This window comes from Sphaerospermopsis sp. FACHB-1094, assembly GCF_014696195.1.
Taxonomy (GTDB): domain Bacteria; phylum Cyanobacteriota; class Cyanobacteriia; order Cyanobacteriales; family Nostocaceae; genus Sphaerospermopsis; species Sphaerospermopsis kisseleviana.
In genome coordinates, this window is the sequence record NZ_JACJPT010000025.1 from 18,366 (window position 1) to 37,710 (window position 19,345).

General features: G+C 37.4%; 19 protein-coding genes. 9 read left to right on the forward strand and 10 right to left on the reverse strand.

Translation table 11 applies throughout. The features are described from left to right. Positions 1–143 precede the first annotated feature (143 nt). Together H6F47_RS10375 and H6F47_RS10380 are read left to right on the forward strand one after the other, a co-directional pair. Positions 144–1,733 (forward strand): CHAT domain-containing protein, encoded by a 1,590-nt coding sequence (locus H6F47_RS10375; RefSeq protein ID WP_096570537.1) that lies wholly within the window; start codon positions 144–146, stop codon positions 1,731–1,733. Positions 1,734–1,856: 123 nt separating this feature from the next. Continuing rightward, positions 1,857–2,498 carry a hypothetical protein gene (locus H6F47_RS10380; protein ID WP_096570535.1) on the forward strand — a complete coding sequence of 214 codons (642 nt, stop codon included), beginning with the start codon at positions 1,857–1,859 and terminating at the stop codon, positions 2,496–2,498. Between the two features lie 435 nt (positions 2,499–2,933). Here the strand turns inward: H6F47_RS10380 and H6F47_RS10385 are convergent, their stop codons facing one another. The 10 genes from H6F47_RS10385 to H6F47_RS10425 all read right to left on the reverse strand — a co-directional run bounded on the left by H6F47_RS10385 (position 2,934) and on the right by H6F47_RS10425 (position 15,071). Beyond that, positions 2,934–4,304 carry a PrsW family glutamic-type intramembrane protease gene (locus H6F47_RS10385; protein ID WP_096570533.1) on the reverse strand — a complete coding sequence of 457 codons (1,371 nt, stop codon included), beginning with the start codon at positions 4,302–4,304 and terminating at the stop codon, positions 2,934–2,936. Between the two features lie 27 nt (positions 4,305–4,331). Further along, entirely contained in the window at positions 4,332–4,457 is a 126-nt protein-coding gene (locus H6F47_RS28490; protein ID WP_265586215.1) for a hypothetical protein, read from the reverse strand. 48 nt (positions 4,458–4,505) lie between these two features. Continuing rightward, complete coding sequence (locus H6F47_RS10390) at positions 4,506–4,961, reverse strand: nitrate reductase associated protein (RefSeq protein ID WP_137667144.1); 456 nt, start codon at positions 4,959–4,961, stop codon at positions 4,506–4,508. A gap of 193 nt (positions 4,962–5,154) precedes the next feature. Beyond that, complete coding sequence (locus tag H6F47_RS10395; protein WP_096570529.1) at positions 5,155–5,613, reverse strand: phosphate-starvation-inducible PsiE family protein; 459 nt, start codon at positions 5,611–5,613, stop codon at positions 5,155–5,157. Between the two features lie 130 nt (positions 5,614–5,743). Further along, on the reverse strand, positions 5,744–7,924 hold the full coding sequence (locus H6F47_RS10400; RefSeq protein WP_190649043.1) for a nitrate reductase: 2,181 nt from the start codon (positions 7,922–7,924) through the stop codon (positions 5,744–5,746). A gap of 121 nt (positions 7,925–8,045) precedes the next feature. Next, on the reverse strand, positions 8,046–8,888 hold the full coding sequence (locus tag H6F47_RS10405) for a nitrate ABC transporter ATP-binding protein (RefSeq protein ID WP_137667142.1): 843 nt from the start codon (positions 8,886–8,888) through the stop codon (positions 8,046–8,048). Positions 8,889–9,083: 195 nt separating this feature from the next. After that, entirely contained in the window at positions 9,084–11,030 is a 1,947-nt protein-coding gene (locus tag H6F47_RS10410) for a nitrate ABC transporter ATP-binding protein (RefSeq protein WP_190649046.1), read from the reverse strand. Positions 11,031–11,130: 100 nt separating this feature from the next. Beyond that, positions 11,131–11,973: a nitrate ABC transporter permease gene (ntrB, locus tag H6F47_RS10415; RefSeq protein WP_190649049.1), complete on the reverse strand. Its 843-nt coding sequence runs from the start codon at positions 11,971–11,973 to the stop codon at positions 11,131–11,133. 108 nt (positions 11,974–12,081) lie between these two features. Further along, positions 12,082–13,407 (reverse strand): CmpA/NrtA family ABC transporter substrate-binding protein, encoded by a 1,326-nt coding sequence (locus tag H6F47_RS10420; protein WP_190649052.1) that lies wholly within the window; start codon positions 13,405–13,407, stop codon positions 12,082–12,084. Positions 13,408–13,520: 113 nt separating this feature from the next. Continuing rightward, the gene (locus tag H6F47_RS10425; protein ID WP_137666540.1) at positions 13,521–15,071 is read right to left on the reverse strand and encodes a ferredoxin--nitrite reductase; all 1,551 of its coding nucleotides are present in this window, start codon (positions 15,069–15,071) and stop codon (positions 13,521–13,523) included. A gap of 321 nt (positions 15,072–15,392) precedes the next feature. On the opposite strand from H6F47_RS10425, the gene H6F47_RS10430 reads away from it, so the two are divergent. The 7 genes from H6F47_RS10430 (at position 15,393) to H6F47_RS10460 (ending at position 19,304) form a co-directional block, all read left to right on the forward strand. After that, on the forward strand, positions 15,393–15,662 hold the full coding sequence (locus H6F47_RS10430; protein WP_190346852.1) for a hypothetical protein: 270 nt from the start codon (positions 15,393–15,395) through the stop codon (positions 15,660–15,662). 43 nt (positions 15,663–15,705) lie between these two features. Then, positions 15,706–16,047: a DUF29 family protein gene (locus H6F47_RS10435; protein WP_190649055.1), complete on the forward strand. Its 342-nt coding sequence runs from the start codon at positions 15,706–15,708 to the stop codon at positions 16,045–16,047. 63 nt (positions 16,048–16,110) lie between these two features. After that, positions 16,111–16,314 carry a type II toxin-antitoxin system HicB family antitoxin gene (locus tag H6F47_RS10440; protein WP_137666538.1) on the forward strand — a complete coding sequence of 68 codons (204 nt, stop codon included), beginning with the start codon at positions 16,111–16,113 and terminating at the stop codon, positions 16,312–16,314. Further along, a complete protein-coding gene (locus H6F47_RS10445; protein ID WP_137666537.1) occupies positions 16,311–16,517 on the forward strand; it encodes a type II toxin-antitoxin system HicA family toxin in 207 nt (68 codons plus the stop codon). The genes H6F47_RS10440 and H6F47_RS10445 overlap by 4 nt, the downstream gene beginning before the upstream one ends. 72 nt (positions 16,518–16,589) lie before the next feature. Continuing rightward, positions 16,590–17,033 (forward strand): Rieske (2Fe-2S) protein, encoded by a 444-nt coding sequence (locus tag H6F47_RS10450; RefSeq protein ID WP_137666536.1) that lies wholly within the window; start codon positions 16,590–16,592, stop codon positions 17,031–17,033. 194 nt (positions 17,034–17,227) lie between these two features. Further along, positions 17,228–18,169, forward strand: a complete 942-nt coding sequence (locus H6F47_RS10455) for a LysR family transcriptional regulator (protein ID WP_096570503.1) — start codon at positions 17,228–17,230, stop codon at positions 18,167–18,169. 100 nt (positions 18,170–18,269) lie between these two features. Continuing rightward, complete coding sequence (locus H6F47_RS10460; RefSeq protein ID WP_187040169.1) at positions 18,270–19,304, forward strand: anthranilate phosphoribosyltransferase family protein; 1,035 nt, start codon at positions 18,270–18,272, stop codon at positions 19,302–19,304. The last annotated feature ends 41 nt before the right edge of the window (positions 19,305–19,345 follow it).

The window sequence follows — 19,345 nt, forward strand, 5'->3', positions numbered from 1 at the left end:
TGATGACCAAACTCCCGCGCCTTAGTGATTCTCATCACCATCATGGGATATCATAATGCTGGTGATCACTAAAATTAAAATTCACTTTCCAGACAAAACTTGTTGTCAATTATTAGTTCTTAGAGTTTAGTTTCCACAAATCCATGTCCTGCCTAAATCTGGCGATCGCTCGTCTAGTAAATACTGGAAATGATAATTTCGCCATTTGGGTCGTTAAAGCTCCCTATCCCAGTGGTTATGTTTTGCGTGACTGTGTTTTTTCTCCTGAACTGAGTCAAATTTGGCAAGAATGGCAGCAAATGTTTGCTGGTCATAGTCCCCTGGATATTGCTTTGGCTTCGACATCTCCAGGGGCTAAGTACATGACAATTGATTTGAATTTACCCCAGGTCGGTCAAACTACCAGTCCCTACAGTAGTCGGTTGATGCAATATTTAGGCATCAGTTTATGGCGTTGGGTATTCGATGGACAAATTCTTGGTAGTCTAGAACGTAGTCGCGGTATGGCTATGGGTCAAAATAAACGGTTGCGCTTGCGATTGGAAATTCGTGACCCTGATCTAATTGCGCTACCTTGGGAAATTATGCAGCGCGAACCCGGCCAATCAGCAATATCTCTTTCCCAAGATATTTTATTTAGTCGGACTATTAGTGAAGTTGAACCTCTGCCAAATTTACGAACAGATCCAGCTTTAAAAGTCCTGTTGGTTTTGGGGCATGATGATAAATTAGAATTGGAAAAAGAAGCTGCTATTCTGGAAAAAATTTTGTCAGAATGTAGTCCATCTCAGAAAAATTCTGTATCAGCTTGTCTGGTGAAGACACTCTTGCAACCCACTTCACAACAGTTAATTCAAGAGTTAGAAACCCAAAGCTACAACGTCTTTTTTTACGCTGGTCATGGTATGCCAGACCCTGATGGTGGTTTATTATTTTTGGGGCCTGATCTGACCCTCAATGGCATCGAATTAGCCCAAGTATTAACCCGCACAGGTGTAAAATTAGGGGTGTTTAATGCCTGTTGGGGAGCGCAACCAGCAGCAATTAATCAACAAGCTATACCTGCAAGTAGTTTAGCGGAAGTCCTGATTCGTCATGGTGTCCCTGCAGTACTAGCGATGCGGGATGAAATTGCAGACCAAGAAAGTCACAGTTTTATTCAAGCTTTTGCCGAAGCTTTGCGATCTCGTAAACCAATTGATGAAGCAGTGGCAGCAGCTAGACAAGAACTGTTAACAGTATATAAGTTTAATCAACCAGCTTGGACTTTACCAGTTCTCTACCTGCATCCAGATTTTCATGGTGATTTGATCAAAAGTGTGGATGAAGGAATTACGGAATTACCAGATACTGCTGTTTCTGGTATAAATTCCCCAATACCTACGGCTTCTTTGCGATCGCTTTCACCAGAAGGTAAAACTTGGTTACTACGTTCTGGTGTCACTCGTATTGGTCGCACTAAAGATAATGATATTGTTATCCCTGAACTCTATGTTTCTAAACGCCATGCCGAAATTCTCTGCCGGAATATTATCGCTGGTTCTCAATCAGTTCCCACTTATTACCTGCAAGATTTTTCTACTTACGGTACAACTTGGTGTTTAAGTCCAAATGGTTGGCAACAAATTCTCCGTGAAGAAATACTTCTGACATCAGGTATGAAATTAAAGTTTGGCAGTGCTAAAGGCGAAACATGGGAATTTGTGATTGAAGATATGAACAGTGATTGGTGATTGGTGATTGGGAAGAGTAACTAATGACTCATGACTAATGAATTATTTTTTGCGGAAATTTGAATATTCCAGTTGTAGCTGACAACAAGAATAAATTAATGCTAATTAATTGTGAGGTGAAACATGATTAATAAAATCCATGAGTTAGATACTTGTCAATTTTTACCATCGACAGTAGATTTAGAATTATTAGCAGCACTACTACAACCTGAAGATGAGACTTATCCGTGGGATCTGGCTGATCAAGAATCAGAACCTTATTTTCATCAACTAGAACAGCAATTTGAATATGATGATTTACTAGGAGAAGACCTGACTAGGCGATCGCAGGATTTTTATCAGAATTTAGACAAAATTTGGGATCAAGTTTACCATTCTAAAACTGACCGTGATGAACAACCATCTAAATGTATAAAATCAGCTTTACACAGTGTTTTTGCTCCTTCTGTTCCTTTAAGTTGGCTAAATACTATCGCTCAAAAAGCATCGGAAATTATCAATAATGTAGAACAATCTACAAGTGAGAAATTAGTAGAATGTGTGCAAACTTTACTGCCAAATTTGCTCACAGAAGACTTATTTGTTTTAGCCCGTCGTTTTGAACCTGCTATGCGAAGTAATGACCAACAAAAATTGGCAGTTATAATCAGCAATATTGAAAATCGAGATTGGACAGGTTTATCAGAAATAGAACAGGCGAAAGTTAGTTTAGCAATTGCTGATTATGCCTTCAAAGAACTTTCTAATTTACAAGATGAATCGTAAATTTCTGCCGATACAAAAAAGCTAACTAGGGTTTGCTGAAAAAGTCTTTCCGTTAGGAGTCAGGAGTCAGGAGGAGGTTTGAAAATTTCTTTACTATCTCTAGAAATCCAAGAAAATGCACACTTTTTCAGGTATACCCTTGAAAAGCCTTGCACTTTTTTCCTCTTTATCAGCCTGTAACCTTTGTTATGTCTGGGTTTTACATTTATTCAGCAAACCCTACTTAAAGAAAAAATCGTTCCTATCCAACTCTTGAAACTGTCACCGTGGCGTAGCACCTGTCACCTGTCACTGGTTCTTCACAGATAACTTTTTCAGCAAACCCTAGCTAGGGCTTGCGGTAACAGAACTTGTCGAAGTGTCGAAGTGTTCCCTGTTCCCTGCGTCCACGACAAGACTTTGATGCCTGACAGCACGCTACGCGAACCGCAAACCCTACTTGTGTTCGAGGAAGCGAGTAGCGAAATTTTGCGATCGCGTGGGTGATAATGCTCGTGCTTTGAGAATTGCGGCCATCAAAAATGCATAAGATAAAACACCGACAACCACCAACAGCAAAGCATTAATAGAACCAGTAGCATTCCATAAAGCATGGAGAGCGGAGGCGCTTAAATAACCAACAGTGAGAATTTGCCAACCCATCAAAGGTTTGAGGACAGCTAACCCGATAAAATAGCCTAAATAGCCGCTATAAGCCATGTGTCCAGCGACAGAACCTAAAATGCGGGGAATTAATAGTTGTAAACCCACCAGTTGACCTGCGCCTACTCCTGATTGTTGAGTGACATTTTGTGTAATCATTGGTACATATTGGCCAAGAGTTTCCAGCAAAGTAAAACCCACAGCAGAAGCAGTTCCCAGAAGAATGCCATCTAGTGGTTCCCAAACTCCGATCCGTTCTTTCCAAGGTGATGGTACTGAATCACCGATGAAATATGCAGCTAATATTGGTAATGCCTTGAGTAATTCCTCCATTAAACCTGCACCAAAGAACATTCTGATCAGTAATTCGGTGAAGGTAATAGAATCTTGAGATGAGGGTAAACTACCAGGCAAAATCACGCGAAATACAAAGATAAAAAAATCTAATAAAGGACTAACTAAAATTAGCATTGTACTCACTGCCATAGCTATGAGTACCCACCAAGGCTTTTGTTTACCGCAAAGTTGGTAAACAAAGTAATAAGCAGCTGAGGCGATATAAGAGCCAACAATTACTTGATTTGCTTGGGGATGACCTACAGTACCGAACATTAACACTACAAAGATTACTGTTAATATTCCTGGTATGAGGTAAGCTTTGCGAGTTAAATCTTTACCGGTGGAAATGATGGGAAATAGCTGTGTGAAACTAACAGAGTCATGCTGTGAGTGCAGTTTTCCATTTTTGGTAGAGGCTCTTGCTGTACCTTGGTTAGTTGTGATTACGGTTGGTTGGGAAACAAATTCATGCTCAAATATGAATTGTGGACCATCAGCACCCAAAGAAATGCGATCGCCGTGGTGTAATTCCTGAGAACCTACCAAAAGTTGACCATTTAAAAAAGTACCATTGGCACTGTTTAAATCGCAAATCACCCAGCTAAATCTGCCATCTGGTGATAGGGAGAGGGGACGAACCACTGCATGACGACGAGACACCATCCTGTACATCATGGCATCCAAGACAACTTGGCAGCTAGGATCACGTCCAATGACCATTTCTTGATTCGGAAGCAGTGAGTAGCGAGATTCTGACTGGGAAGCTACTTCATTACTAGACACTAGCCGCAGAAATGCATTCTGTCTTGCGTTTTTGCCTGTCATCGAGTTAGTGAGTGTGTCTAAACAAATTCATGGCTTATGCCATGCTACGCGATCAAATGTTTGGGTAGTAGACTTAATCTTAGCCTGAGAAACGGCAGCACCTCCGATAAATACAACTATAGCTTCACTAACCGATGCTTTGCTCCAGTTCAAAATACAAAATGTTGAATTAACAGCAGTCAGGAGTCAGAAGTCAGGAGGCTAAGTTATCTGACATTCTGCTATTGCTTTGGGAAAGTTGTTGTTTTCATGTCCAGAACGGCTGAGTTTAATGAGAGCGAACCTTTGTAATTGAGTTAACTTTTCCCACTTTTGTAAGGTAATAGTCACACCTATTGCTTGTGCTTTTTCCTGAACACTGGGTGGTATAGTTGCAATGTCCATCCAAGGGGGATGAGGTTCAATGGGTAATTTAGTAGCTTGGTTGCCTGTATGTTCTAAAATTAATTTTTGTAGGTAATCTTGGTAAAATTGAATTTCTGTTTCTTTGGCACAAGGTAATTCTACTAAATTAGCACGTTCTAATGTAGTCATCTGATGCCAATCAGACAATTTCAATTTAATACCACAGGTATCCAATTTGTAACGGACTTGCATCGGTATACAACGGAGAGAGTCAACAAAATCTGCTTCAAATTCAAAAAATTCGGCTGTCATGGGATTTTAGATTTTGGATTTTAGATTTTGGATTTTGGATTTTATGTAAGTAATCAGCTATCAGTAATCAGCTTTTACCTATAAGTGTGGATTAGGAAAATTTTGCAGATGAAATTTGTGTTTTTTAGTATCTTGCTGACTGCTGTTATCGTAGCGTGCCGTTAGGCATTAGCTTACAGCCAAATGCTGAAAGCTAATTTTGATCATTAGACCTACTAGAACGAATTATTAAATAACTAATTGAAAGAGCAAGTACAGCAATTCCTAAACCAATAATATCAATTCCTGTGACTTTTTCTAAATCTAGAATAATAATTTTTCGGGCAACAGCAATTAAAGAAGTAACAATTACTAATTCAACTTGAAAAACGTGCTTTTTGAGATAAGCTGTGATATTTTCTAAAATTTCTAAAGCAATGAGAATATTTAAAAATAAACCAAATACCTTAAATACAACTTTCTTAAATTCACCATAGGGCGCATTAAATAATTCGTTGAACAGAAAAATACTTAAATCTGAAATTGCCACAAAAATAACTATTACCATCAAAATGGAGAGAATCTTAGAAACTATTACTTCGATGTTTTCAATGACGTGCATGAAGTTATCGTCGCTAGTCCAAGCTTTAATTTGCTTAAATAATCTCTTCATTAGTTTCTCACACTCCAATTGATACTCCAAAATAAATCTTCAAGAATCATCAAGAATAATCGTTACTATAGATTATGGACTATATTAGCCGTTCTTGAGGAATTTACTTAGAAGTTTACCATTGTGAAGCTTACCATTGTGAAGACTGAAGCTGATAATTTTTGGTGGTAATTTCTACAGAAATTGGAACTAACTGCACAGCACAAGCTTTTAATTCTGGTTGCAAAGAATCAGGACATGATTCAGAATGAGTTAAAGCGTTAGCTTCAGCATCATCTGCCCATAGCTTACCCCAGTGCATGGGGACAAAAACAGTACCGGGGGATATAGCTTGAGTGATTTTAGCAGGAAACTTAGCTGAACCACGACGCGATCGCACTTCCACCACCTGACCATCAACAATACCTAATTTTTCTGCATCACGGGGATGAATTTCTAGAAACGGTTCGAGGTGCATTTGTTTAATTTTATCAATTCTTCCGGTGCGGGTTTGGGTGTGCCAATGCCCGTATAATCTGCCAGTAGTTAAGATAAAAGGATAATTAGGATCAGGTGGTTCAGCTAAACCTTTAGAATAATATGCACCAAACTTAGCGCGACCATCTGAAGTATGAAAACGTAAATTTGTATATAAACGTTGAGTTTCTGAATTGTTACCCTGAGAAAAAGGCCAATGAGTTGGACCATTTATTGATAACAACTCATGACTTAAACCAGACATATCACAAGGACGATCACAAGTTAATTGAACAAATTCGTGATAAACTTCGGCGGAATTTTGAAAGTTAAACTTATCTTGAAAACCTAATCTTCTGCCCACTTCTGCGAAAATTTCCCAGTCTGGTTTTGCTTCTTTTGGTGGTGTTTGAAAAGCTGAACATAACGTTACTCTTCTTTCAGAATTAGTCATAATTCCAGTTTTTTCACCCCACTGCGCTGCTGGTAATAAAAGATGGGCATAACTAGCAGTTTCCGTAGGATAATAAGCATCTTGATAAATAGTAAAAGGAGATTTTAATAACGCTTTTTTAGTCCGTTCTAAATCTGGCATACTCACAGCAGGGTTAGTTGCAGCTATCCATAATAATTGGACATTTCCAGATTCTAAACCTGTAATCATATCCCAAGCAGTTAAACCAGGAATAGGTGAAATTTTACCCCTTTCTAAACACCAAAAGTCCTCAACTTCTTGGCGATGTTCTGCATTTTTTACTAACCGATATCCTGGTAATAAATGCGATAAACCTCCTGCTTCTCTACCTCCCATTGCATTAGGTTGACCTGTTAAAGAAAAAGGACCAGCACCGGGTTTACCGACTTGTCCAGTCATTAAATGTAAATTAATAATAGTTCTAACTTTTGCAGTACCTTCAGAAGATTGATTAACACCCATTGACCATAAAGAAAGTACAGATTTTGATTTACCCCAATATTTTGCAGCCGTTTCTAAATCTTCAATAGAAATACCACATTGACGGGCAACAATATCAGGAGAATAATGACGAATTACTTCTGCATAATCTGGAAAATTGCTAGTACAATCATCAATAAAAGCTGTGTCTAAATAATTCCATTTCATTAATAAATGGGCAATTCCATTTAACAAATCAATATCAGTACCGGGACGAATAGCTAAATGTAAATCTGCTGCTTGGGCGGTAGGAGTGCGACGGGGATCTACAACTACCATTTTTACATGACGATTTTTTTTATGATATTTAGCTAATCTATTAAATACAATAGGGTGACATTCTGCGGTATTTGTTCCTATTAAAAAAGCACAGTCTGTTAATTCTAAATCATCATAACAACAAGGAGGTCCATCAGAGCCAAAACTTTGTATATACCCAGATACCGCACTAGACATACAGAGACGGGAATTAGCATCGAAGTTATTAGTTCCTAAACAACCTTTGAGTAATTTTTGGGCAATATAATAATCTTCTGTTTGAAATTGTCCAGAACCATACATACAGATTGATTCTGCACCGTGATTAACTAATGTTTTTTGAATATTTTGGGTGATAATATTCAAGGCTTCGTCCCAGGTAATGCGTTGAAAATCTTGATTTAATGATTTTCTAAACATGGGATAATGTAATCTATTTTTGTGAATTGCTTCGGTAATTGTTGCACCTTTTACACATACCATTCCTTGACTTGACGGATGATTTTTGTCTCCTCTAACTCGCCAAGTTGGTGTTCCTTCGCTGTCTCTATTTGTAGGTTTTCCATGTTGTGCTGGCGGGGTGACTTCTAACCCACAACCAACTCCGCAATAAGGGCAAAGTGTTTTTGTAATTTCATTCATAATATTTGGGATTTTTTTATTGCACGCAGAGACGCAGAGAGAGGTTTTTGCATTTTCTTTGCGTTCTACCCTGCGGGATCTCCTGACTGAGATTGCGTCTTTGCGTGAGTTATTTAAGAATTTACTCTTCAATGTGGGCGCAACGACGATAGAGAAAGTCTAAAGCGTAATTTCTCAAATGATAATATTCTGGGTTTTCCATGATGAGGCGACGGTTACGAGGACGAGAGAAGGGAATTTCTAAAACTTCGCCAATATTTGCTGCTGGTCCGTTGGTCATCATGACTAATTTATCTGCTAGAAAAAGTGCCTCATCAATGTCATGGGTAATCATTAAAACTGTGACTTGATGATCTGACCAAATTTGCAGTAGTTCTTCTTGTAATTCTTCTTTGGTGATGGCATCTAAAGCACCGAATGGTTCATCTAAAATCAGGACTTGGGGACGAATAGCTAAAGCGCGGGCTATGGCTACTCTTTGTTTCATTCCTCCTGATATTTGATTGGGTTTCTTTTGGGCTGCTTCTGTTAGTCCTACCATTGCTAAATGTTCTCTAACTATTGCCCGTTTTTCGACTTGGGTTTTATTAGGAAATACGGAATCAACAGCGAGATAAACGTTATCAAAAACATTCAACCAAGGTAGTAAACAATAGTTTTGAAATACCATCATCCGGTCGGGTCCTGGTTCAGTGATGGGTTGACCTTGTAACCTTATTACACCGTTTGTAGGTTTATTAAATCCAGAAACCATATTGAGAAGTGTGGATTTTCCACAACCGGAATGTCCTATTAAACAAATAAATTCGCCTTCACGTACTTTCAGGTTAATGTCATCTAGGACGGTATATGGACCTTCGGCAGTGGGGTAAATTTTGTTGACTCCTTCAATTACTAAAAAGTCTTCTTGTTTCTGGGGTCGTGATTGTTTGTTGGTTTTGTTATTGAAGTTTAATATTGTCATGGTTTTTTACTAATAGGTAATGGGTAATTCAATTTTGGATTTTGGATTTTGGATTATTTTTGTCAACTCCAATCTAAAATATAAAATTATTCTGACTCCTGTACGGGCGTTCGCGAAGCGTGCTGGAAGCATCAGCATTTAGGCGACTAATTATCAATTTGTGTCCCTATTTTCCGAATGCTTCGCCCGTACTCTTTACATAAACACCTCTTCAACGCGAAGCTGGCGTTTAATTTCCGAACTTTTGAGATATTCAATTGGTTCGGAAGGGTTAAAGATTTTGCCATCAAATAGTTGAATTGTTTCTTCTCGTCCAATATCTAAAATGCCCATTTCTCTTGCGGCTGCACCAAATATATCTGGACGACAAACTCTATCAATGACTTCTACCCAGTTTTTGGGGAAAGCTACTAAGCCCCATCGGGCTAATTGGGTTAATATCCATAGCATTTCATTACGGTCGGGATAGTTGGCTTTATGGAAATAAAATTGATGGGAAGTTTGTTTTTGATGGTGATTATTTTGTGGGTAATTATCTATTAAACCAGAATCTAAATCTAAATTAGTTAATGTGAGAACTTCTTCCCGGTTGCGAGTGTCGTCACAATATTCACAGGCTGCTAATAGGGCTTTTATTAATGCTAAATGTGTTTGTGGATTTTCTTGCGCCCAGTCTTCTCGCACTCCTAAAATTTTATCAGGATGTCCATTCCAAAGTTCTGATGTGATGGCAATAATAGAACCTATATTTTTTGCAATTGCGTGTGTGTTCCAAGGTTCTCCAACACAGTAACCATCAATTTTTTTATCTTTTAAAGCATTCACCATTTCTTCTGGTGAAATTGTCATTAAACTGACATCTATATCTGGTTCAATTCCTCCTGCCGCTAACCAATAGCGTAATAATAAGTTCTGCATTGATGCAGGATGAACAATTCCCAAGGTATTGGTTTTGTCTAGATCAGCGTTGATAATTTTGTGAAATTCAGCTAAATTTGTAACCCCATTATTAAATAATTCTTTGCTGAAGGTAATGGCGCTACCATTGCGAGAAAGGGTCATGGCTGTAACCATTGAAATGGGCGTTTTACCACCTGCACCTAATGTCATTGCTAGGGGCATTCCTGCTACCATTTGGGCTGCATCAAGTTTACCTGTAGCTACACCTTTAGCAATTTCTTTCCAGCTATTTTCGGATTGAAGGTTGACTTCTAAACCGTATTGTGCAAAGAAACCTTTTTCTTTGGCAATTATTAAAGGTGCGGCTTGGGTGAGGGGAATATAGCCAATTTCTAAATGTACTTTTTCTAAATTTTTGTTAGAAATAATTGCTGGGGCTGTGGGTTGTTTTTGGCGTTTTTTTGCTTGTTTTTGTTGGTTGAGGAAGTAGATCATTTCGTTCCGCAAGTTGTAATAACTGGGATGGTTAACTACTTCCAGACGTTGACGGGGACGGGGGATAGGAACTTCTAAAATTTGCCCAATATGTGCTTCTGGTCCATTGGTTAACATAATAATGCGATCGCTCAATAATAAAGCTTCATCAACATCATGTGTCACCATTACACAGGTAATTTTGTGTTCATTACAGATTTGCATTAATTGTTCTTGTAAATTACCTCTGGTTAACGCATCCAAAGCACCAAAAGGTTCATCTAATAACAACAATTTCGGACGAGTAGCTAAAGCACGGGCGATCGCAACTCGTTGTTTCATCCCCCCAGATAACTCACTAGGATGTTTGTTAGCTGCACGTCGTAAACCCACCAGATCAATATGTTCTTCTATTATTTCTCGACGTTCTCTTAAAGGTAAATTTTGATGTACTTCATCAACAGCTAAAGCAATATTTTCTCTTACAGTTAACCAAGGAAGTAAGGAATAATTTTGAAAAACTACCATCCGATCTGGACCAGGTTCTCTAACTTCTCTACCCTCCAAAGTCACCCCACCAATACTAGCTCTATCTAAGCCAGCAATAATATTAAGTAAAGTGGACTTACCACAACCAGAATGACCAATTAAAGAAATAAATTCACCCTGGCGAATTTTCAACTCTATATTTTTTAAAGCGATATATTTACCACCATTAGGGAGGTTAAATATTCTGTCTACGTGGTCAATTTCTAAAAAAGTCTTCATAGGTTTAGTAATGGGTAATTGGTGTTTATTTAGATCCCCGACTTCTTTTTCATGGTGTAATTAAATTATAAATAGATGTTAGAAGTCGGGGATATGAGAATTATTTGTGTTCTGTTTGCACAACTTTATCAGCAATAAAAGCCACCATTCTATCTAACAATAAACCCACCAAACCAACATAAACTAACGCAATAATAATCTCACTCAAATTAGTTTCTGTACTCGTGTTGTAGGCATCCCAAATAAACGAACCAATACCCACACCACCAACTAACATTTCTGCTGCGACAATTGCCAACCAAGATAAACCAATACCAATTCTCAAACCTGTGAAAATATAAGGAACAGTTGCCGGAAACACAATTCTCAAGAAATATTTGTCCTTACGTAAACGTAAAACGCGAGCCACATTTACATAATCTTGGGGAATATTTTGTACACCCACAGTTGTATTAATTAAAATCGGCCAAATTGAAGTAATAAAAATTACGAAAATTGCCGAAGGGTTGGCTTGTTGAAAAGCAGCGAGAGAAATAGGCAACCAAGCCAAAGGAGGAATAGTTCTTAATACTTGAAAAATTGGATCTACAGCATTATATAAAAACTTATTCACCCCAATAAATATTCCTAAAACCACCCCTACAACTGCTGCTAAAGAAAAACCTAAAGCTACCCGTCCTAAACTGGTCAATATTTGCCAACCTAAACCCTTATCACTGCCACCATTATCAAAAAAAGGCTGAATAATAAAAGGGTCCCAAGTTTCAGAAAATGTTTCAATCGGACCAGGTAACTGAAAACCAGGAATTAAACAAAGTAATTCCCACAAAACCAGAAAAATCAATAAACCAAAGATTGGTGGTATTACTTTATTTACTAAAAACTTATTAATTACCTTCTGCTGTTTACTACTAACTCTACGACTTCCAACACTAGCAGCCATTTCTTACTCCTTAATTCTCTTTTCTCTGCGCCTCTGGGTGAACCTGAAAAATTGAATAAATATACCAAAGGTAACGGGTAGGGGTAATTCATGAATTACCCCTACTACTTAAACTTTCTTAAGTTGTAAACTCTTTAAATATTCCTCCGGTTTTTCTGGATCAAATTTTACCCCATCAAAAAATGTTTCCACACCACGAGAAGAACTCGTAGGAATTTCCGCAGCAGATACACCCAAAGCTTTAGCTGCTTGTTTCCATAAATCTTCTCTATTTACCTGATCAACCATTTCTTTGATTTTCGTATCTTTAGGTAAATAACCCCAACGAATTTCTTCAGTTAAAAACCAAGTATCATGACTTTTATAAGGATAAGAAGCATTATCAGCCCAATACTTCATCCGATATTGGAAGTTTTGTTCCTTACGTCCATCACCATAATCAATATTACCTTTAGACCGTTCTAAAATGTCAGCCACAGCCACATTAAAGTATTTTCTGTCAGCACAAATTTTACACATTTCCTCTTTATTTTCTGGCTTTTCACACCATTGTTGTGCTTCCATAATTGCCATTAATAATGCTTGTGCTGCGTTAGGATTTTTGTCAACCCAATCTTTTCGCATAGCAAAAGCTTTTTCGGGATGATCATTCCATAATTCACCAGTAGTTAAAGCAGTATAACCTAATTTTTGGCTAACTAATTGCGCGTTCCAAGGTTCACCTACACAGAAAGCATCAACAGTACCAACTTTCATATTAGCTACCATTTGTGGTGGTGGAACTGCTTCTAAAACCACATCTTGATCAGGATTAATACCACCAGCAGCTAACCAATAACGAATCCATAAATCATGAGTACCACCGGGAAAAGTTATGGCAACTTTGATGGATTTTTTATCGGCTTTGGCTTTATTTACTGCGTCTTTGAGTGATTTACTTTGTAAACCAACTTTTAAATCTTTGAATTTTTCTGCAACTGAAATCGCTTGACCATTAACATTTAGCCGCGCCAATAGATACATTGGAACTTTATCATTAATGGTCATTAAATAAGGCATTGGGCTGAGAATATGTGCGCCATCAATACCACCACCAGATGAGGCAATTTTTAGATTATCTCTTGTGACTGGCCAGGATTTTTGTTTGCTGACTTCTACATCAGTCATGCCATATTTGGCAAAGAAACCTTTTTCTTTGGCAATAATTAAAGGTGCAGAATCTGTTAAAGCAATAAATCCTAATTTAGCTTTGGTTGTTTCTACTTTTGGAGCATTACTAACTGTGGAATTGTTAGCAAGTTGGGCAGTGGAAGAAGCTGCACTATCTGTTGTTGCTGACTGAGAGTTATTAGATGAACAACCGTGCGCTATGATGGAAGTCGCTGCCGCTAAACTGGAAGTAATAATAAATTTTCTGCGGGAAATATTGCTCATTTTCAACTCTCAGTTGTTCGATTTTAGATTTTGGATTTTAGATTTATGCTAATAGAAAATCATTGCCCAGGTTTGATTGGGGTTTTCAATGATGTCTATATTTTTCGGTTTATTTAATGGGAAATTAAGGCTTCTTCCCGAACTTTTGCACCGAAGTTTTGAATGAGTATTTCTTTTAATATGGGTTGTACATCTTCACAAGGAACGCTTTTTTGTACACAAGTTCCTAGTTTAGCATCTTTACCAACTTTTCCACCCATATAAATGTCAACACCTTCTACTGTTTGCCCATTTTTACGGACTTTTGTACCCATTAAGCCAATATCTGCTACTTGGGGTTGTCCGCAAGAATTTGGGCATCCTGTCCAATGAATACGGACGGGTTTTGATAATATTAATTCCCGTTCTAATGCTTTACTCATGGCAACGGCACGATTTTTTGTTTCTATTAATGCGAAGTTACAAAATTGTGCGCCTGTACAAGATACCACTGCTCGCATTAATAAACCAGGATTAACACCAAATTTATTTAACAATGGTTCAGTTAAAAATGTGTTTAAAGCTGAATCGGGAATATTAGGAATAATCGCATTTTGTTCAACTGTAAATCTAATTTCGCCACTGCCATAAACTTCAGCTAACCGGGCAAGTTGAAACATATCATCAGCAGATAATCTACCGACAGGAATGTTTAAACCTGCATAATTTAATCCTGGTTGTTTTTGGGGATAAATCCCAATATGATCCCGTTTTTCCCAATCAATTTCGTCTTTTGGTGCTGCGGGTGTGAATGTTTTTCCCCAGCGTTTTTCTACTTCTGAACGGAATTTTTCTAAACCCCATTCATCAATTAACCACATTAACCGGGCTTTTTGACGGTTAAGACGTAAACCATGATCCCGGAATATTTCAACAATGGCTTTACATAAACTAACTACTTCTTCGGGTTTCACCCAAGCATTTAAAGGAATAGCTGCTTCACAACGTTTACCGGAGAAAAAACCACCGACTAAAACATTAAAACCAAATCCTTCTTTAAATGCTGGTACAAATGCTAAATCATTGATTTCTGCGTGAACTGAATTATCTTTTCCTCCAGTTACAGCAATGTTAAATTTACGAGGAAGATTGGTAAATTCTGGGTTTCCTTCACCTTTATTAGTCAGCATATCTTGAATTTGCTGTACTAATTCTCTGGTATCATACAACTCGTTAGCATCTAAACCAGCTACAGGATCACCTGTAATATTACGGATATTATCCATACCGGATTGGATGGCGGTCAAGCCAACGGTGTTAAATTTATTAAAGATGTCAGGAATATCTGAAAAATTGATCCCACGAAGTTGTATATTTTGTCTGGTCGTGATATCTGCGCTGCCGTCGTCACCGTAACGCTGTATCACTTCTGCTAAAACATACATTTGACTGCTGGTGAGAATACCGTTAGGTATCCGCATCCGCATCATGAATTTTCCGGGTGTCACTGGGCGAAAAAATACACCTAACCATTTTAGGCGATGGTTGAGGTCGTTTTCGTCCATTGCTTCCCAACCAATTTTCACAAATTCGCTGATTTCGTCTTTAACTGCAAGTCCGTCTTTTTCAGCTTTGAATTTCTCGAATTTATTCAGTTTTTCGGTGGTAGTTGCTGTTTCTGTCATTATGTTGTTTTTTGGGAACAGGACTGAGTTAATTGTTTATCCGTGTTCTTATCGGTGCTGTACTTTCCACTTTTAAGAAAACAACTGATAGTAGTTTCCTGGTTGGTGGTTGTAGCAATTCGATATTGATAAGTTAAGGTGAATTTTCATCACAATTCGTATAGTGTGTTACGAAATTTCTAAAATTATGCAGAAACCGGATATTGGGGTTGCGTTTTTTGCATAACTTCTTGGTTTCTATAGGTGTAAGTGAGGATAAAGAGTAATCTTTAAAAATTTGATAGAATAGGAATAAATGATGATTTCAATGGAGGAAAGATTATGTTATTAACTCAAAATCAACAAGAATCTATGAACGAAAGAATTGAGAAAGTTGTGAAGATTTTGATGGAAGAACGTTCGTTATTTAAGGAAGAATTGAATGCAGAGGAAATGGTGAAAGAGTTATGTAATTTATTTCAGCAAAACTTACCAATTGAGGAGTTTAATAGTATGTATTATCAGCAATTGAAGTCCCGTTGTAGTGGAATTATGGTGACAGAAGCAGTAGCAGGGACATTAAATGAATTAACCCCCGAACTGAGTCGTTAAATTAAGGCTACAATAAAATAAATAGCAAAATCCTCACCAATATATGGTTACATCAACACAACCCAAAACTCAAACCCTATACGATCAAGATTATTACCTGTGGATAAAAACAACTATCAACCAACTTCGCACAGGACAATTTTCTGCTGTTGATTTAGAAAACTTGCTAGAAGAATTAGAAACTATGGGTAGAAGTCAGAAGCGAACAATTAAAAGTTTATTAATTAAGCTTCTTGTACATTTACTAAGACTCAAATACTGGGAACAGGAAAGAGAACAAAATCAAGGACATTGGAAAGGTGAAATTAGAACATTAGGTGAGAAAATATTGTTTTCAATGTTGCCTATGTTTAAGCAATATGTGAGAAATTATCATCAAAATTAACTGTTACAATTAACTTAACTACATTGTGCTATAATCATAATCAAATCAATTAACGGTAAAATCATGAAACTAAAAATCATTGTACATCAAGCAGAAGAAGGCGGATATTGGGCGGAAGTTCCTTCTCTTCCAGGTTGTGCTACTCAAGGAGATTCTTTTGAGGAACTTTTACAAAATTTATATGAAGCTATTGAAGGCTATTTATCAGTAGATATCAATGATATTCAACTACAAGATAATGCTAAGGTTTTAGAAATAGCTATATGAAATCAATGACGGGTAAGGAATTAGCTAAAATCTTGGAAAAACATGATTGGGTATTAATTAGAATCCAAGGAGGTCATCATATTTATGGTAAACTGGGTATGAATGTAAAAATATCTGTGCCTATTCATGGCAATAAAGATATTAAAATAGGATTACTAAGACATTTATTAAAACAAGCGGAATTATTTGATTATCTTGATTAAATTCACGACAAAAATTAATTTATGAGTAATAATAAACAATAGTCAAAAATCAAACCATAAATTACAGCATCTATGAAACGTCGTGAATTTTTCAACTGGGTAGGTTTAGGTTTATTAGCAAGTTCTTTACCTGTAGCGATCGCAGCTTGTACCACAGATACAACCACAACTGCATCTTCCCCTTCTCAGGGTGCTGCTAAAGACTGGCAAAAAATCGGTACTGTAGCAGACTTAGACAAAACAGGGCAATTATTAGTACCAGAGTCACCAGTAGGTGCAGTGTTGGTAGTTGGTACATCTAAAGCTGCAAAAAATTTAATTGCTGTTAACCCTACCTGCACTCATCAAGGTTGTACTGTTGCATGGAAAACAGATAAAAATCAGTTTGTCTGTCCCTGTCATGATGCAAAATTTGCCCGTGATGGTAAAGTGCAAGCAGCACCAGCCGAAAAACCACTAAGAACCTACCTGGCTAAAATTGAAAACGATTCTGTGTTTGTTAAACCAGCTTACTAAAGATTTTTATTACTCAATCAAGCATCAAGATGATTTTATTCTGTACGGGTTTAGCAATGCTAAACTCCTACTGAATTTTGACTGCAATATCAGAAATTTTTACAAAATTTTGTATCATAATCTACTAAAATAATGTAATCAACTTGTTAACTTTGTTAAGTTTATTAAAATTGAGAATCTAATTCCTGCTACCTATGCGTTTAGAGCAGTTACAAGCTTTTTTGGCGATCGCCCAAACTGGCAGTTTTCAACAAGCTGCTAAAAAATGTGGTGTCACCCAATCTACAATTAGCAGACAAATTCAAGGTTTAGAAGCAGATTTAGGTGTAGAACTGTTTCACAGAACCACCCACGCTAAACTCACATTGGGAGGTGAACGTTTACTTCCCCGTGTGCGGAAAATTTGCCAAGAATGGGATACAGCAATTTCAGAATTAACTGATTTAATGGCAGGAAAACAGCCAGAATTATGTATTGCTGCAATTCATTCTCTTTGTGCTTCTTACCTACCGCCAATTTTACAACAGTTTTGTCATGATTATCCAGAAGTGCAATTAAGAGTAACATCATTAGGAAGTGATCGCTCTCTCAAAGTCCTCAAAGATGGACTTGTAGATTTAGCAATAGTCATGCACAATCGCTTTTTGATCACTGGTAAAGAAATGGTCGTACAAACATTATATGATGAACCCATAGAAGTATTAATAGCAGCAAATCATCCCCTGGCGAAATTTGCATCTATACCCTGGAATGAATTAATTAAATATCCCCAGGTAGTATTTAAAGATGGTTATGGAATGCAGCGTTTAATTCAAGATAGATTTGATAAACTAGGAATCAAATTACCCGCAGCTTTAGAAGTAAACACTTTAGATGCTTTTCGCGGAGTAGTTCGTCAAGGAGAACTAATAGCTTTATTACCTTATTCAGCATTAATAGAAGCAAAGTTTGATCCTAGTCTTGCCGTCCGTCCCCTAGCCAATAATAGTAATTTAGGTGATAATTCTAGTTTGACTCGTCGCGTAGTCATGGTAACAACTCAAGACCGTTTACAAATTCCTCCTATTCAACATTTTTGGCAATTAGTAAGTGATAACATTCCCCCAAAATTAGAACAACAGCGCACAGCATCTTAATATTTTAGATTTTAGATTTTAGATTTTAGATTGGAAATAACTGAAGAAAATCCAAAATCCAAAATATAATCCCTATTCCCCATTCCCTATTCCCTAACTAATGACTAATACATTTAAAGAATTTATCCAAAAAGTCGGTAGCGGTAGTCATACTTCAGAAAATTTAACTCGCACTGAAGCTTATACCGCCATGAAAATGATGTTATTAGCTGAAGCTAAACCTGCACAAATTGGAGCTTTTTTAATTGCTCACCGTATGAAACGTCCCACAGGTGAAGAATTAGCAGGAATGTTAGATGCTTATTATGAACTAGGACCAAAATTACAACCAATTAATAATAATAAAATTCCCATTGTACTAGGTATTCCCTATGATGGTAGAACTCGCACTGCACCAATTAATATTATTACAGCTTTATTATTAGCATCTGCGGGACAACCTGTAATTATGCACGGAGGAATTCGCTATCCCACAAAATACGGTTTACCTTTAATAGAAATTTGGCAAAATTTAGGATTAAATTGGACTAATTTATCTCTAGAAAAAATCCAAGAAATATTTAATAAAACTCATCTTGGTTTTATTTACACACCTAACCACTTTCCCCTCACTAACGCTCTTTGGGAATATCGAGAACAATTAGGAAAACGGCCACCATTAGCGACAATGGAATTAATTTGGTGTCCTTATGCTGGTGATGCTCACATTATCGCCGGTTTTGTCCATCCACCCACTGAAGCCATGTTTCAAACTGCTTTAGATTTACAAGGCGTAAAAAAATATACCTTTGTCAAAGGTTTAGAAGGTAGTTGTGACTTACCACGCGATCGCACAGCCATTATTGGCGTGTCATCTTCCACAACACAAGAAATAGAAAGGTTACACCTTGCACCCCGTGAATATGGTTTTACCCCCAAAAACGTCCCCCTGGGTACAACCGAAGAACTCATCAAAGATATGCAGTCTGTTCTAGCTGGAAATGACAGCGAACTGATGCAAACAACTTTATGGAATGGAGGCTTTTACCTATGGCACTGTGGCATTTCTCCAGATATGCAAACAGGTATAGACAAAGCCAAAGAATTATTTAGCAGTGGTGTAGTCGCAGCTAAACTACAAGAGGTAATTGAATGAAGAATGAAGAATGAAGAATGAAGAATGAAGAATGGGGAACA

Coding starts and splice junctions, on each gene's coding strand:
- H6F47_RS10385 (WP_096570533.1), bottom strand. CDS start 4,304: ATGACAGGCAAAAACGCAAGACAGAATGCATTTCTGCGGCTAGTGTCT.
- H6F47_RS10460 (WP_187040169.1), top strand. CDS start 18,270: ATGACTAATACATTTAAAGAATTTATCCAAAAAGTCGGTAGCGGTAGT.
- H6F47_RS10445 (WP_137666537.1), top strand. CDS start 16,311: ATGAAATCAATGACGGGTAAGGAATTAGCTAAAATCTTGGAAAAACAT.
- H6F47_RS10450 (WP_137666536.1), top strand. CDS start 16,590: ATGAAACGTCGTGAATTTTTCAACTGGGTAGGTTTAGGTTTATTAGCA.
- H6F47_RS10410 (WP_190649046.1), bottom strand. CDS start 11,030: ATGAAGACTTTTTTAGAAATTGACCACGTAGACAGAATATTTAACCTC.
- H6F47_RS10375 (WP_096570537.1), top strand. CDS start 144: ATGTCCTGCCTAAATCTGGCGATCGCTCGTCTAGTAAATACTGGAAAT.
- H6F47_RS10435 (WP_190649055.1), top strand. CDS start 15,706: ATGGTTACATCAACACAACCCAAAACTCAAACCCTATACGATCAAGAT.
- H6F47_RS10405 (WP_137667142.1), bottom strand. CDS start 8,888: ATGACAATATTAAACTTCAATAACAAAACCAACAAACAATCACGACCC.
- H6F47_RS10440 (WP_137666538.1), top strand. CDS start 16,111: ATGAAACTAAAAATCATTGTACATCAAGCAGAAGAAGGCGGATATTGG.
- H6F47_RS10390 (WP_137667144.1), bottom strand. CDS start 4,961: ATGACAGCCGAATTTTTTGAATTTGAAGCAGATTTTGTTGACTCTCTC.
- H6F47_RS10380 (WP_096570535.1), top strand. CDS start 1,857: ATGATTAATAAAATCCATGAGTTAGATACTTGTCAATTTTTACCATCG.
- H6F47_RS10400 (WP_190649043.1), bottom strand. CDS start 7,924: ATGAATGAAATTACAAAAACACTTTGCCCTTATTGCGGAGTTGGTTGT.
- H6F47_RS10395 (WP_096570529.1), bottom strand. CDS start 5,613: ATGAAGAGATTATTTAAGCAAATTAAAGCTTGGACTAGCGACGATAAC.
- H6F47_RS10455 (WP_096570503.1), top strand. CDS start 17,228: ATGCGTTTAGAGCAGTTACAAGCTTTTTTGGCGATCGCCCAAACTGGC.
- ntrB (WP_190649049.1), bottom strand. CDS start 11,973: ATGGCTGCTAGTGTTGGAAGTCGTAGAGTTAGTAGTAAACAGCAGAAG.
- H6F47_RS10425 (WP_137666540.1), bottom strand. CDS start 15,071: ATGACAGAAACAGCAACTACCACCGAAAAACTGAATAAATTCGAGAAA.
- H6F47_RS10420 (WP_190649052.1), bottom strand. CDS start 13,407: ATGAGCAATATTTCCCGCAGAAAATTTATTATTACTTCCAGTTTAGCG.
- H6F47_RS10430 (WP_190346852.1), top strand. CDS start 15,393: ATGTTATTAACTCAAAATCAACAAGAATCTATGAACGAAAGAATTGAG.